This window comes from Paracoccus subflavus, from assembly GCF_004310345.1.
Lineage (GTDB): Bacteria > Pseudomonadota > Alphaproteobacteria > Rhodobacterales > Rhodobacteraceae > Paracoccus > Paracoccus subflavus.
Map to the genome: position 1 here is coordinate 42,902 of NZ_SISK01000008.1, position 13,641 is coordinate 56,542.

General features: G+C 66.4%; 15 protein-coding genes. 7 read left to right on the top strand and 8 right to left on the bottom strand.

The window, feature by feature from the left end; all coding sequences use genetic code 11:
* Window positions 1–3 precede the first annotated feature (3 nt).
* From EYE42_RS11250 to EYE42_RS11275, 6 genes are read left to right on the top strand one after another with little or no spacing between them, the layout of a single operon-like run.
* The gene (locus EYE42_RS11250) at window positions 4–765 is read left to right on the top strand and encodes a thiazole synthase (protein WP_130991430.1); all 762 of its coding nucleotides are present in this window, start codon (window positions 4–6) and stop codon (window positions 763–765) included.
* Window positions 762–1,358 (top strand): thiamine phosphate synthase, encoded by a 597-nt coding sequence (locus EYE42_RS11255; protein ID WP_130991431.1) that lies wholly within the window; start codon window positions 762–764, stop codon window positions 1,356–1,358. The genes EYE42_RS11250 and EYE42_RS11255 overlap by 4 nt, the downstream gene beginning before the upstream one ends.
* Window positions 1,355–2,299 (top strand): HesA/MoeB/ThiF family protein, encoded by a 945-nt coding sequence (locus EYE42_RS11260; protein ID WP_130991432.1) that lies wholly within the window; start codon window positions 1,355–1,357, stop codon window positions 2,297–2,299. Before EYE42_RS11255 ends, EYE42_RS11260 begins: the two co-directional genes overlap by 4 nt.
* Window positions 2,296–3,225, top strand: a complete 930-nt coding sequence (locus EYE42_RS11265) for an ABC transporter substrate-binding protein (protein ID WP_130991433.1) — start codon at window positions 2,296–2,298, stop codon at window positions 3,223–3,225. Before EYE42_RS11260 ends, EYE42_RS11265 begins: the two co-directional genes overlap by 4 nt.
* On the top strand, window positions 3,222–3,884 hold the full coding sequence (locus tag EYE42_RS11270) for a TenA family protein (RefSeq protein WP_130991434.1): 663 nt from the start codon (window positions 3,222–3,224) through the stop codon (window positions 3,882–3,884). Before EYE42_RS11265 ends, EYE42_RS11270 begins: the two co-directional genes overlap by 4 nt.
* Complete coding sequence (locus EYE42_RS11275; RefSeq protein WP_130991435.1) at window positions 3,812–4,603, top strand: ABC transporter permease; 792 nt, start codon at window positions 3,812–3,814, stop codon at window positions 4,601–4,603. Before EYE42_RS11270 ends, EYE42_RS11275 begins: the two co-directional genes overlap by 73 nt.
* Before the next feature lie 45 nt (window positions 4,604–4,648).
* Here EYE42_RS11275 and EYE42_RS11280 read toward each other — a convergent pair whose 3' ends face one another.
* The 6 genes from EYE42_RS11280 to EYE42_RS11305 all read right to left on the bottom strand — a co-directional run bounded on the left by EYE42_RS11280 (window position 4,649) and on the right by EYE42_RS11305 (window position 10,357).
* Entirely contained in the window at window positions 4,649–5,431 is a 783-nt protein-coding gene (locus tag EYE42_RS11280; protein ID WP_130991436.1) for an HpcH/HpaI aldolase/citrate lyase family protein, read from the bottom strand.
* Window positions 5,425–6,264, bottom strand: coding sequence for an HTD2 family dehydratase (locus tag EYE42_RS11285; protein WP_130991437.1), 840 nt, complete (start codon window positions 6,262–6,264; stop codon window positions 5,425–5,427). The genes EYE42_RS11280 and EYE42_RS11285 overlap by 7 nt, the downstream gene beginning before the upstream one ends.
* Entirely contained in the window at window positions 6,261–7,367 is a 1,107-nt protein-coding gene (locus EYE42_RS11290) for a CaiB/BaiF CoA transferase family protein (protein ID WP_130991438.1), read from the bottom strand. Before EYE42_RS11290 ends, EYE42_RS11285 begins: the two co-directional genes overlap by 4 nt.
* On the bottom strand, window positions 7,367–8,530 hold the full coding sequence (locus EYE42_RS11295; protein WP_130991439.1) for an acyl-CoA dehydrogenase family protein: 1,164 nt from the start codon (window positions 8,528–8,530) through the stop codon (window positions 7,367–7,369). Before EYE42_RS11295 ends, EYE42_RS11290 begins: the two co-directional genes overlap by 1 nt.
* Window positions 8,531–8,618: 88 nt before the next feature.
* The gene (locus EYE42_RS11300; protein ID WP_130991440.1) at window positions 8,619–9,002 is read right to left on the bottom strand and encodes a VOC family protein; all 384 of its coding nucleotides are present in this window, start codon (window positions 9,000–9,002) and stop codon (window positions 8,619–8,621) included.
* Entirely contained in the window at window positions 8,999–10,357 is a 1,359-nt protein-coding gene (locus EYE42_RS11305) for an MmgE/PrpD family protein (RefSeq protein WP_130991441.1), read from the bottom strand. Before EYE42_RS11305 ends, EYE42_RS11300 begins: the two co-directional genes overlap by 4 nt.
* A 252-nt stretch (window positions 10,358–10,609) precedes the next feature.
* Here EYE42_RS11305 and EYE42_RS11310 point away from each other — a divergent pair, with 252 nt between their 5' ends.
* Window positions 10,610–11,587 (top strand): LysR family transcriptional regulator, encoded by a 978-nt coding sequence (locus EYE42_RS11310; RefSeq protein ID WP_246020753.1) that lies wholly within the window; start codon window positions 10,610–10,612, stop codon window positions 11,585–11,587.
* Between the two features lie 95 nt (window positions 11,588–11,682).
* Here EYE42_RS11310 and EYE42_RS11315 read toward each other — a convergent pair whose 3' ends face one another.
* Together EYE42_RS11315 and EYE42_RS11320 are read right to left on the bottom strand one after the other, a co-directional pair.
* Window positions 11,683–13,005, bottom strand: coding sequence for a TRAP transporter large permease (locus EYE42_RS11315; protein ID WP_130991443.1), 1,323 nt, complete (start codon window positions 13,003–13,005; stop codon window positions 11,683–11,685).
* A complete protein-coding gene (locus EYE42_RS11320; RefSeq protein ID WP_130991444.1) occupies window positions 13,002–13,631 on the bottom strand; it encodes a TRAP transporter small permease in 630 nt (209 codons plus the stop codon). The genes EYE42_RS11315 and EYE42_RS11320 overlap by 4 nt, the downstream gene beginning before the upstream one ends.
* Window positions 13,632–13,641 lie beyond the last annotated feature (10 nt).

The window sequence follows — 13,641 nt, forward strand, 5'->3', positions numbered from 1 at the left end:
GCGATGCCGGTCTTTTATGGAACCACCATCGACAGCGCGCTGATGCTGGGCACCGCGGGCTATCCTTCGCCCAAGATCCTGACCGATGCCTTTGCCCGGTCGGGGGCGGGCATCGCCACCGTATCCCTGCGGCGCGAGGCGGGGGGCGGGCAGGATTTCTGGGCGCTGATCCAGTCTCTTGAGGTTCGGCTGCTGCCCAACACCGCCGGCTGCCACAGCGCCCGCGACGCCGTCACCACCGCCCATATGGCACGCGAGGTCTTTGACACCGACTGGATCAAGCTCGAGGTGATCGGCCATGCCGACACGCTGCAGCCCGATGTGTTCGAACTGGTCGAGGCCGCCCGTATCCTGTCGGCCGAGGGCTTCAGCGTCTTTCCCTATTGCACCGAGGATCTGGTCGTCTGCGAGCGGCTGCTGGACGCGGGCTGCCATGTTCTGATGCCCTGGGGCGCCCCCATCGGATCGGGCCTGGGACTGAACAATCCGCATGGGTTGCGGGCGCTGAGGGCGGCCTTTCCCGACGTGCCGCTGGTCGTGGATGCCGGCATCGGCCTGCCCAGCCATGCGGCGGCGGCGATGGAGATGGGCTACGACGCGGTTCTGCTGAACAGTGCTGTCGCGCGGGCGGGCGATCCGGCCGCGATGGCGGCGGCCATGGCGGACGCCGTCCGCGCCGGGCGCGCCGCCTATCTTGCCGACCCGATGGAGCGGACCGACATGGCCGTCCCCTCGACCCCGGTGATCGGGCGGGCCTTCCTGTGACCCTGCCGCGCTTTTATCCGATCTTCGACAGCGCCGAGTGGATCGCCCGCGCCCTGCCGGTGGGCGTGCGGCTGGTGCAGTTGCGCGTGAAGGACCGGCCCGAGGATGCCCTGCGCGCCGAAATCGCCCGCGCCCGCGACCTGTGCCGCCAGCATGGCGCGATCCTGGTGGTCAACGACCATTGGCGGCTGGCAATCGAGTTGGGCTGCGGCTTCGTGCATCTGGGGCAGGAGGATCTGGACAGCGCCGACCTGCCAGCGATCCGCGCGGCGGGGCTGCGGCTGGGCCTGTCCACCCATGACGACGCGGAACTGGACCGCGCCCTGGCCTGCGGCCCCGATTACGTGGCGCTCGGGCCGGTCTGGCCGACGATCCTGAAGCGGATGAGATGGCATCAGCAGGGCGTCGAAAAGCTGACCGAGTGGAAGACGCGGATCGGCGACATTCCTCTGTGCGCCATCGGCGGGCTGACGCCGGAACGGGCGCGGTTGGCCTTTGCCGCCGGTGCGGACATCGCCGCCGCCGTGACCGATATCACGCTGAACCCCGACCCCGAGGCACGCATCCGCGAATGGCTGAGGACCGCTGCATGAGATATGCCCGCCAGACCATCCTGCCCCGGATCGGCGATGCAGGCCAGGCCCGCCTTGCAGGGGCCCATGTGCTGGTTGTCGGCGCGGGCGCCCTGGGCGTTCCGGTGCTGCAATACCTGACCGGTGCCGGTCTGGGCCGGATCACCCTGATCGACCCCGACCGGGTCGAAACCTCGAACCTGCATCGCCAGCCCATCTATGGCCGCCATGTCGGGGAACCCAAGGCCCTGGCCGCAATGCTGGAAATGGCGGAATTGAACCTTGACGTTACCGTCACGCCCCTGGTGGCGCGGCTGGACCCGGCCAATGCGCCGGATCTGGTGGCGCGGGCCGACCTGGTTCTGGATTGCGCCGACAGCTTTGCCGCCACCTATGCGCTGTCGGACGCCTGTCTTGCCCTGGGGCGACCGCTGATCGCCGCCTCTGTGCTGGGGACCGAGGGCTTTGCGGGGGGCTTTTGCGGCGGCGCGCCTTCGGTCCGGGCGGTGTTTCCCGAATTGCCGTCACAGGCGGGCAGTTGCGCCACGGCGGGCGTGATGGGGCCGATGGCCGGCCTGTTCGGCGCGTTGCAGGCGCAGATGGCGATGGCGGTCCTGCTGGGGCTGACGCCGTCGCCGCTGGGCCAGATGATCCGCTTCGACGGGCTGCGGCCCGCCAGTTTCCGCTTCGACGGCGTGCCCGAGCCCGACATCGGTCACCGTTTCATCGCCGCCAGCCAGGTTCGCCCAGAGGATCTGGCCGTGGATCTGCGCGGACCGGACGAGGCCCCCCTGCCCTTTCTGCCCCACGCTTTGCGCCAACCCGAAACGCTGCATCCTGCACAGGACCAGCGGGTCGTCCTTGCCTGCCGCTCGGGCCTGCGCGCCTGGGCCGCCGCCGACCGCCTGCGCCGCGACTGGCCGGGCGAGATTGCCCTTGTCGCCATCGGAGACCCATCATGAAGCCTGCTGCCCTTGTCCTTGCCCTGCTGACTGCCACACCCGCCGCCGCACAGGATCTGTCCCTGATGCTGGACTGGTTCGTGAACCCCGACCACGCGCCGATCATCGTGGCCCAGGAAAAGGGCTTTTTCGCCGAAGCCGGTCTGAGGGTCGAGATCGCGGCGCCCGCCGATCCCGCCGATCCGCCGCGGATGCTGGCCTCGGGCCAGGTCGATCTGGCCGTGGGCTATCAGCCGCAACTGCACCTTCAGGTCCATGAAGGGCTGCCGCTGATCCGCGTCGCCACCCTGGTCGCGACCCCCCTGAACTGTCTGACGGTTCTGGCCGACGGGCCGGTGCAATCGATCGCGGATCTGAAAGGCCGCAAGGTCGGCTATTCGGTGCCGGGCATGGAAACCGCGCTGATGGGGGCGATGCTGGACAAGGCGGGCCTGACCATCGACGATGTGGAACTGGTCAATGTCGGCTGGTCGTTGTCGCCCGCGCTGATGACCGGTCAGGTCGATGCCACGCTTGGCGGGTTCCGCAACTTCGAGATGACGCAGATGCGGCTGGAAGGCGCCGAGGGCCGCTGCCTGTTTGTCGAGGAACACGGCATTCCCGCCTATGACGAACTGATTGTGCTGGCCAATCCCAAGACGATGGACCCCGGCGCGATCGCGCGTTTCGTCGCCGCCATGGAACGCGGGGCGCAGTATATCCTCAACCACCCGGACGAGGCCTGGGCCCTGTTCCGCGACGCCTATCCCGAACTGGACGACGAACTGAACCGGCAGGCCTGGGCTGCGACCCTGCCCCGCTTTTCGCAAAGCCCCGGCGCTGTCGATCACGGCCGCTATGCCCGGTTCGAGTCGTTCCTGCGCGATGCCGGGCTGATCGACAGCATCCTGCCGGTGTCGGCCCTGGCGACCGATCCCGGCGCATGAGCTATGGCATCTGCTTTCCGCGGTGGCGGGCGGACGCGCCGGACTGGGACGCCTATGTCCGCGCGCCGTTCCTGCAATCGCTGGCCGATGGCAGTCTGCCTCGCCGCGCCTTTCTGACCTATCTGGCTCAGGATTATCTGTTCCTGATCCATTTCGCGCGCGCCTGGTCCCTGGCCGTGACCAAGGCCGGGTCGCTGGCCGAGATGCGCGCCTGCTCGGCCACGGTTCATGCGCTGCTGGAAACCGAAACGCGGCTGCATGTGGACCTTTGCGGCCGCGCCGGCATCACCGAGGCAGAGCTGGCCGCCACCGCCGAGGCGCCCCAGAACCTGGCCTATACCCGCTATGTCCTCGAGGCCGGCTACAGCGGCGATTTTCTTGACCTGCTGGCGGCCCTGGCGCCCTGCGTGCTGGGCTATGGAGAGATCGGTGCGCGGCTGCTGGCCGGCAGCCACGATCCTGCCCATGCGGAATGGATCGAAACCTATGGCGGGCCGGACTATCAGGCGCTGTGCCGTGACACAGCCGCCCTGATCGACGGCGCGGTTGCAAGCCGGCTGGGACCGCAGGCTCATGCCCTGCCGCGATGGCGCGAACTGCAGAACCGCTTCTCGACCGCGACCCGGCTGGAAGCCGCGTTCTGGACGCTGGCCGGGTGATCCGACTGGCGGTGATCTTTGTGCTGCTGTGGCAGCTTGCTGTCACGGCCATGCAGATTCCGCGTTTCCTGCTGCCTGGTCCGCTGGTGGTCGCGCAGGCGATGATCGACACCCGCGCCCTTCTGGCCCGCGCGGCCCTGACCACCCTGGCCGAGGTGTCGGCAGGCTTTGTCGTCGGTGCCGGCCTGGGCATCGTTCTGGCGCTTGCCATGGGATTGCTGCCGCCCCTTGGCCGCGCGCTGACGCCGCTGATGACCTTCAGCCAGACCGTGCCGATCTTTGCCTTTGCCCCGCTTCTGACCCTGTGGCTGGGCTATGGCATTGCCCCGAAGATCGCCATTGTCGCGCTGATGGTGTTCTTTCCGGTCGCCTCGGCCTTTGGGGACGGGTTGTCGCGGACGCCCAAGGTGTTTCGCGAACTGGCCGACAGCATGGGCGCCACGCCGCTTGAGGCGATGCGCGTCGTCCGTATTCCCGCCGCCCTGCCCGGCCTTGCCAGTGGATTGCGGATCGCCGCCGTGTATGCCCCGGCGGCGGCTATTGTCGGCGAATGGGTGGGCGGATCGCGGGGCCTCGGGGCGCTCATGATCCAGTCAAGCGGCCGGATGAAGATCGACCAGATGTTCGCCGCGCTGACTGTCACGATCCTGATCGCGATCGCCTTCAAGGCGGTCGTGTCGCGCCTGGCCCTGCGGCTGGACCGCTTTGCGGCGGGCTGAGGCCGTCGCCCGCTCAGCCCCCGATGCGCGTCGGACAGGCGCCGGTCATCCGGCCTGGGCCAGGATCGCCCGCGCCCGGATGCGCACCGGCTCGTCCACCATCGCGCCATCGACCGACACCGCGCCGTCGCCCGACGCCAGAACACGCTGCGCCCATTCGACCTGCGCCGGCGTCGGCGCAAAGGCCCGCGCGACCTCGGCGATCTGCCGGGGATGGATGCACAGCTTGCCCGTCATGCCAAGCGCACGGGCATGGGCCGCATCGTCATGACTGGCCGACAGGTCGTCAAGCTGCGCCGTCACCCCGTCAAGCGGCGCGGCGATGCCCGCCAGCCGCGACGCCAGGACCAGTTCCGAACGCGCCGGCAGCAGCACGTCGCGCCGATGTTCGCAACCCAGATCGGCGCAGAAGTCGATGGACCCGAAGGCCAGCCGCTCTACGCCCTCCGCCGCGGCAATGGCGCGTGCCCGCGCCAGGCCAGGGGCGGATTCGATCAGCGCGACCACCGGCCTGCCGGTCGCGGCGGCGACGGCGGCGCAGGCGGCCGGATCCTCGGCCTTGGGCAGGATCACGGCGGCAACGGACAGTGCCGCCACGGCCGCCACGTCGGCATCATGCCATGGCGTGCCCTGCGCATTGATACGGACCAGCACCGGCAGGTCGGTGAAATCGACAGCCAGGGCGGCGCGCGCGGCGTCCTTGGCGTCCAGGGCCACGGCATCCTCGAGATCCAGGATCACGGCATCCGCGCCCGATGCGGCGGCCTTGGCGAAACGCTCGGGCCGGTTGGCGGGGACGAACAGGGGGGTGCGGATATGGGCTACCACGATGCGAATGCCTCCATGGCGACCGGGCCGTCGGCGCGACAGGTCCACAGCCGCAGGCCCTCGCCATCGTTTTCAGCATTGAGGGTGAAGTCCGCCGTATCGAACAACGGCGACAGCGAGCGGAAATCGAACCGCACGGGTCGCGCGCCGCGCAGCCGTTCGGCAAACCGGAGCAGCATCGTGGCCTGCATGGGCCCGTGGACGATCAGTCCGGGATAGCCCTCGACCGATGCGGCATAGGGCGCGTCGTAATGGATGCGATGGCCATTGAAGGTCAGCGCCGAATAGCGAAACAGCAGCACGGCCGACGGCCTGACCGTCATCTGCTGCGCGCCGCGCGCAGCCGCCGGGGGGGCTTTCCCGGACCCGGCCGGCGCCTCGATGCCGCGGTAAACGATGTCCTGCCGTTCCTCGGCCGCCAGACGCCCGGCGCTGTCGATGCGATGATCGACGGTGACAAAGCACAGCGTGCCGGTCCGGCCCTCCTTGACGGTGACGTCGCGGATGGTCGAGACGCGGGTGACACGCTCGCCCACGCGGATGTCGTCGTGAAAGGTCAAGGCGCCGCCCGCCCACATCCGACGCGGCAGCGGCACCGGCGGCAGAAAGCCGCCGCGTGCCGGGTGGCCATCCCCGCCCAATCCGCTGGTCGGCGCCGCCGGGGGGGCGACGCAAAGGTGGATCATGGCGGGCGCGGGATCGCCGTCCCGGGTTTCGCCGGGCTCGTCGAACGTGGCCTTGAAGCGGTCCACCATTGCGTCGGTGACCTGTTCGGATCTGGTTTCGCTGCGGCCGATCCACTGCCGCAGATGGGCAAGATCAAGGCCGCTCATGCGCTTTCCCTTACCCGGGGCAGGTTCGGAACAGGGCCATAGCGACGCGGCTCGCCGACAAAGACGGCACCCGGCGCAGGATAGCTGACCGGGCCGTTGGGGGTATCCACAGTGATCCGGCGCAGTTGCGAATGGCCCGACAGTCCCGCCATGTCGTTGACCGAGGCAAAGGCCACGTCCGCCGCGATCAGGCGCTCGGTCGCCTCGTCAACGGTCTTGGACGCAAAGGCCATCGCGACGGCCGCATCCGTTTCCGGGCGGTTCTGCACGCGCGCCACATTGGTCGCGAAACGCGGGTCGCGGGCCATCTCGGGCCGGTCCATGAAGACAGCCGCGAACTTGGTGAATTCCCGGTCGCTCTGGATCGAGATCAGAATCTGGTTGCCGTCCTTGCAGGTGAACACACTGTAGGGCGAGATCGAGGGATGCGCGAGGCCGAGACGCCGCGGAGACTTGCCTCCCTCATGGTTCATCAGGGGAACCGTCAGCCAGTCGGCCATCACGTCGAACATCGAGACCTGGATATTCGCGCCCCTGCCATCGATCCCCCGCCGGACCAGGGCTTCGAGGATGGCGGCATGGGCAGTGGCGCCCGTGGCGATGTCGACCAGCGACACGCCCACGCGCGACGGCTCGTCGGGGCCGCCGGTGATCGAACACAGGCCGGATTCCGCCTGGATCAGCAGGTCATAGGCCTTGCGGTCGGCCAAGGGGCCGGTTTCGCCATAACCCGAGATCGAGCAGACGATCAGCCGCGGATACCGCGCCGCCAGCGAATCGAAGCCAAAGCCTAGGCGGCCCAGGGCACCGGGCTTCAGGTTCTGGACCAGCACATCGGCACCCTCCAGCAGGCGGGCCAGCTCGGCCTTGTGGTCGGGCCGGGCCAGGTCCAGGGCGATGCTTTCCTTGCCCCGGTTCAGCCAGACGAAATAGCTGGCCTGCCCCTTGGCCACATCATCATAGCCACGCGCGAAATCACCCTCGGGACGTTCGATCTTGATGACGCGCGCGCCCGCATCGGCCAGGCGAGAGGTCGCAAAGGGGGCCGCGACCGCCTGTTCGATGGCAATAACCGTCAGCCCTTCCAATGGCAGCGTGGTCATCAGAAGCTCCTCGGCAGACCCAGCACATGCTCGGCGACATAGGACAGGATCAGGTTGGTGGAAATCGGTGCGACCTGATACAGGCGGGTTTCGCGGAACTTGCGTTCCACATCGTATTCGCAGGCAAAGCCGAAACCGCCATGGAACTGGATGCAGGCATTCGCAGCCTCCCACGACGCCTTGGCCGCAAGGTATTTCGCCATGTTGGCCTGGGCGCCGCAGGGCTTTCCGGCATCGAACAGGCGGCAGGCCTCGTAGCGCATCAGATCGGCTGCCTGGACTTCGATATAGGCTTCAGCGATCGGGAACTGCACGCCCTGGTTCTGGCCGATCGGGCGGCCAAAGACGATGCGTTCGCCGACATACCGGGTGACCCGGTCGATGAACCAGTATCCATCGCCGATGCATTCCGCCGCGATCAGCGCGCGCTCGGCATTCAGGCCGGTCAGAATGTACCTGAAGCCCTGCCCCTCTTCGCCGATCAGGTTCTCGGCCGGAATTTCCAGATTGTCGAAGAACAGCTCGTTGGTTTCATGGTTGACCATGTTCAGGATCGGACGGATCGTCATCCCCTTGGCCATCGCCTGCTTCACGTCCACCAGGAAGATCGACAGGCCTTCGGTCTTTTTCGTCACCTCGGCCAGCGGCGTGGTGCGGGCCAGCAGGATCATCAGGTCGGAATGCTGGACACGGCTGATCCAGACCTTCTGTCCGTTGATGACGTAGCGGTCGCCCTTTCGGACGGCGGTTGTCTTGATCCGGGTCGTGTCGGTGCCGGTCGTGGGTTCGGTGACACCCATGGATTGCAGACGCAGTTCACCCGTGGCGATCCTGGGCAAATAGGTCCGGCGCTGATCCTCGGAGCCGTGCCGGATCAGCGTGTTCATGTTGTACATCTGGCCGTGGCAGGCCCCCGAATTGCCGCCCGAGCGGTTGATCTCCTCCATGATGACACTGGCCTCGGTCAGCCCCAGTCCCGATCCGCCGTATTCCTCGGGGATCAGCGCGGCCATCCAGCCCGCCTTGGTCAGCGCATCGACGAATTCCTCGGGATAGGCGCGCGCCTCATCGACCTTGCGGTGATATTCGTCCGGGAACTCGGCGCACAGGGCGCGCACGGCATCGCGGATGTCCTGAAACGCGTCGGTGACGTTCTGCAACATGGCTTCCTCTCCCTGCAAGTGACCGCAGCATTGCGCGATCTTACGGATACATCAAATATATGATGCCGATAGTCGCCATGCCCTTTTGTTATTGCCCGTCGATTTCTGACAGTTCGATCAGATTGAGGTCGGGATCGCGAAGGTAGATCGACCGGATCGGCCCGGTAGCCCCGGTTCGCCCGACCGGGCCTTCGATGGGATGCACGCCTAATGCAGCCAGACGGGCCATCACCTCGTTCAGCGGACGATCTGCGATAAAGCACAAGTCCGGCGCGCCCGGCACGGGCCGATGCGCCTTCGGCTCGACCTCCTGTCCCCTGACATGGATGTTGATTTTCTGCCGCCCGAAACACAGGGCCTTGCGGTTATCGCCAAAGCGTTCCAGCCGCATCCCCAGCAGATCCACATAAAAGGCGATGCAGGCCTCCTCGTCGGCGGTCGTCAGGACCAGATGATCCAGTCGGTCGATCATCCGGCGAACTGGGCCCTGACCGATGCCGCGGTTCGCAGGCCCGACAGACGCATCAGCCAGTCATCGCCCCCGGCATTGCTGACCGGGCCGGTCAGCGCGGTGAACTTGCGGGCAATGGCCTGGGCATCGGGAAAGGTTTCGGGCTCCCCCGAGGGATCGCAGATGCGCAGATCATGGGTCGCCCCTGCCGCCTGGACGCGCAGGGTGGCGCCAAAGGGATGGCGCAGCCCTTCCAGGCTTGGGTCGCGAACGACCGCGACGCGCGATGCCAGGGCTTCCGCGCGGGGATCGCCCAGCAGGTCGTAATCGTCCCAGCCGAATCCGTCGCGAAGCAGGGCGACCGAGGCCGCAAAGGGCATCGAGAACTGGCCCTCGACGACGCTGCGGGCACGCTGCTTGTCGGGCAGCGGCGCCCCGACCAGGGCGATGCCGTTCCGATGCAGGCCGACGGTGATGGCCGCGATGTCCTCGGGCTCCCAGCCATGGGTTCGCTTCATCTGCAACAGGCCGTCAACCGCCGCATGGGTATAGCGACAGGCCGGATAGGGCTTGACCCCGATCCGCAGGGTTTCCCAGACCGTGCCCAGCCCGGCCGTCGCGCGTTCCGCCCGCACACCGTCGCTGTAGCCTTTCAGAAAGCCGTGCTTGCCCTCCAGGGCATTGGCCGCGCCCAGAAAACCTTCGGATGCCAGTGTGGCGGCCATCAATCCCTTCATCGCCGCCTCGCCCACCTGGTAACGCTTGTTCCAGGCCCCGTTTTCCAGGAATTGCAGCGATCCCGAGGCCTGGCTGGCCGCGATGCCGAACGCCGAAGCCATGCGGGCCGCATCCAGGCCCAGCAACCGTCCGGCCGCCGCCGCCGCGCCGAACGTGCCGGCCGTGGCGGTCGGGTGAAAGCCACGCGCGTAATGGGCGGACGGGTCAAGGGCCATGCCCAGTCGGCAGCATATCTCGAATCCCACCACGATCGCGGCCAGAAGATCGGGGCCACTGGCGTCGGTCAGCTCCGCCGCGGCCAGGGCGGCGGGCACCACCGGCGCGCTTGGGTGCAGGGAACTGTCGGCATGGGTGTCGTCGAAGTCCAGCGAATGGCCAAAGGCACCGTTCAGCAAGGCGGCAGCCGCCCCGCCATAGCGCCGCGTCAGGCCAAAGACGGTGCACGGCCCCGCGCCCAGAACACCAAGCCGGTCCAGCATCGCCAGAATCGCCGGGCTGGATTCGGAATCCTGGGCGGCGCGGATCGCGGAACCGGCAAGGTCGGTCATCAGCGACAGCGCGCGGTCCGTGACCTCGGACGGAATGGCGTCGGTCTGCGTTTCGGTGCCGAACCGGGCCAGCGTCTGCGTGATTTCCATGATCGTCCCCTCCTCGGTCGCGGCGAAAGGATGGACGCCCGGTCCCTGCCCTGTCCAATAGGGCTTTGGCGTGCCTGCCATAACAATGCGGTATGGCCTTTGCATTCCGCTGATCCTTGCAGTGCTGGCTGACGACCGGGCCGCGCATGGCGCGACTGCATTCCAAAGCCCGTGCGGGCAGGTCGTTCCGGTGCAATCGGTGATGGGCCGGACATTGACCCGCCCCCGCCGTCGGGCCAAACTCGGCCCTCTTTGAACAGCGACGATCTTGCCGACATGATGGACATCCGCCAGCTTCGCTATTTCGTGGCGATCGTCGAGCAGGGCTCGTTTTCGCGGGCCGCGCAGTTTTTGCATGTGGCGCAGCCTGCCCTGTCGCTGCACGTCCGCAACATGGAAGCCGATCTGGGAACGGCGCTGCTGTTCCGAAGCCCGCGCGGCGTCGAACCGACCGAGGCGGGCGCGATCCTGCTGCGCCATGCGCGCATCGTGCTGGATCAGATGACCGTCGCCGAAGAGGAAATCCGCGGCCACCAGAACGATCCGTCCGGCGAGGTGCGCCTGGGCATACCGGGAACCATCGGCCAGATTCTGGCCGTTCCGCTGATCACGGCGGTCCATCAGCGCTATCCCAAGATCAGGCTCCGCATCGCCGAGGCGATGAGCGGCTTTATCCTGGAATGGATGCGCGAGGAACGGATCGACCTGGCCGTCCTGTACGGTCAGGCCGACGACCACGGCATTCGGACCCAGCACCTGCTGGAGGAGGATCTGCAGTTCTTCGGCCCGGCAGACGGCATCCGGCCCGAGCCGCTGGCGGCGACGGGGACGGTCCTGAGCCTTGCCGAAGTCGCGTCCATGCCGCTGATCCTGCCGGGCAAGGGCCATGGATTGCGCGACCTGCTGGACGATGCCGCCGACAAAGGCAGGCACGCTCTGAATATCGTGATCGATGTGGATTCATACAACAACATCAAAGCTCTGGTAGCCGAGGGCCTGGGCTATTCGATCCTGCCCGAAAACGCCATCGCCGCCGAGGTCGCCGAAGGCCGGCTGCAAAGCTGGCGCATCGACAATCCGCCCGTCAGCCGCGGCATCCATCTGGCGTATTCCGCCAGCCGTCCGATGACCAATGCCGTCACCGTTGTCCTGGCCCTGACGCGCGAGACCCTGCGCGATCTGGCCCGCACCGGCCACTGGGTCGGCGCCCGCATCGCCGACGGCGCGTGACTACGCCGCAAGGACAGGATGCGGGACCGGATTTTTCCTGGGGACGCGATCCGAAAAAGCGGCGCATCCCCAACACTTGAACGCCGCTTTGCCTGTCAGAATCCCAGCAGGTTCGGCAGGGCCATCGTGATTGCCGGCACATAGGTGATCAGCGCCAGGAACACCAAGGCAGTAATCAGCCATGGCACGACGGCCACCGACATGGCCGTCAGCCCCAGCCGCGATATGGCGGATCCGACATAAAGGTTCAGGCCCACGGGCGGGGTGCACAGCCCGATTTCCATGTTGACGACCATCATGATGCCGAAATGCACCGGATCGATGCCCAGCTTTGCCGCGACCGGAAACAGGATCGGCGCCATGATCAGAACGATGGCCGAAGGCTCCATCACCATGCCGACCAGCAAAAGAAGAATGTTCACGACCAGCAGGAAACCGACCCATCCAAGGCCCAGATCCACGATCCATGCGGACATGGCCTGCGGGATCTGCTCGGATGTCAGGATAAAGGCGAACATCACCGCATTGGTGATGATATAAAGCAGCATCGCCGACATCGCGGCCGAACTCAGCAGCACGCGCGGCACGTCGCGCAACCTGATGTCCTTGTAGACAAAGACCGCGATGAAGAAGGCATAGACCGCGCTGACGCCCGCGGCTTCGGTCGGCGTGAAGATGCCGCCGTAAATGCCGCCCATGATGATGACGATCAGCATCAGGCCCCAAATCGACTCGCGGAATGCGTTCCAGCGTTCGCGCAGCGACGCGCGCGGCAGGCGGGGATAGTTGTTCCGCCGAGCCCGCCAATAGGTCGTGACGCCCAGCATGGCCGCCAGGATCAGCCCCGGCACGACACCTGCGATGAACATCTCGCCGATAGAGGCGGCGGCAATGCTTTCGCCGTCCGGTCCGGTGACGATCATGCCCGAGGTCGCGACCGAATACATCACCATGACGATCGACGGCGGGATCAGGATGCCAAGGCCGCCTGCGGTGGCAACGGGGGCCACGGCGAATTCCCGGGGATAGCCCATCTTCACCATCGCCGGGACCATGATCGACCCCACCGCCATCACGGTTGCCGGCGACGATCCCGAGATCGCCGCAAACAACGCGCAGGCCAGGACCGACGCCAGGGCCATTCCGCCATGCCAATGCCCCACCAGCGATGTCGCAAATCGGATCATCCGCCGCGCCACGCCGCCATGGGTCAGAAAGTTTCCGGCCAGGATGAAGAACGGGATCGCCATGATCTCGAACTTCTCGATGCCGGTGAACAGCTTCAGCGCGATGCTGTCCAGCGGGATGTCGGTAAAGCCGAACAGAAAGGTGAAGACGGTCAGACCCAGCGCGATGGAAACCGGCATTCCGGTGATCAGCAGCGCGGCAAGAATAAGAAAGATGATGATCGCGGTCATGCCTTGCCCTCGGCGGCCGTGTCCGCGTTCTCGTCGATGCCATCCACCTCGCCGATGTCGTGATGCGCCACATAGCCGGTGGTCAGATACCAGTACAGCGCCTGGACAAAGCGAAAGCACATCAGCGCGGATCCCAAAGGCACGGCCAGATAGACGATCCACATCTTGATCTCCAGATCAGGCGAGATCTGGCCCCCCTGATAGCTGTGCCATACGAATTCGGCGCCGATCCAGGCCACGATTGCGGTAAAGACGATGCCCCCCGACATGGCGATCACGGTCATGACCTTCTTTGCCGTGCCCTCAAGGCCCTGCACCAGCAGATCGACCCCGACATGGATGCCGATCCTGACGCCGTATGCCGCGCCGAACTTGGCCATCCAGACAAACAGGTAGATACAGGCCTCTTGCGCCCAGGTCAGCTTGAGCGAATTGATCCATCTGAAGGTTCCGCGGGCAAAATCCTGGACGGCGGTCATGTCGTTGGCACGGGCCCAGCCGACCAGATCGGCGGCAACCCCCAGGGAAAATCGGTGAACGACTGCAACGAAGATCAGCGCGACCGCCAGGGCCATCAGCGTGGAAATCAGGATTTCTTCGAAACGGTCGAGGATGCGCAGAACCATGGCAAGCCTC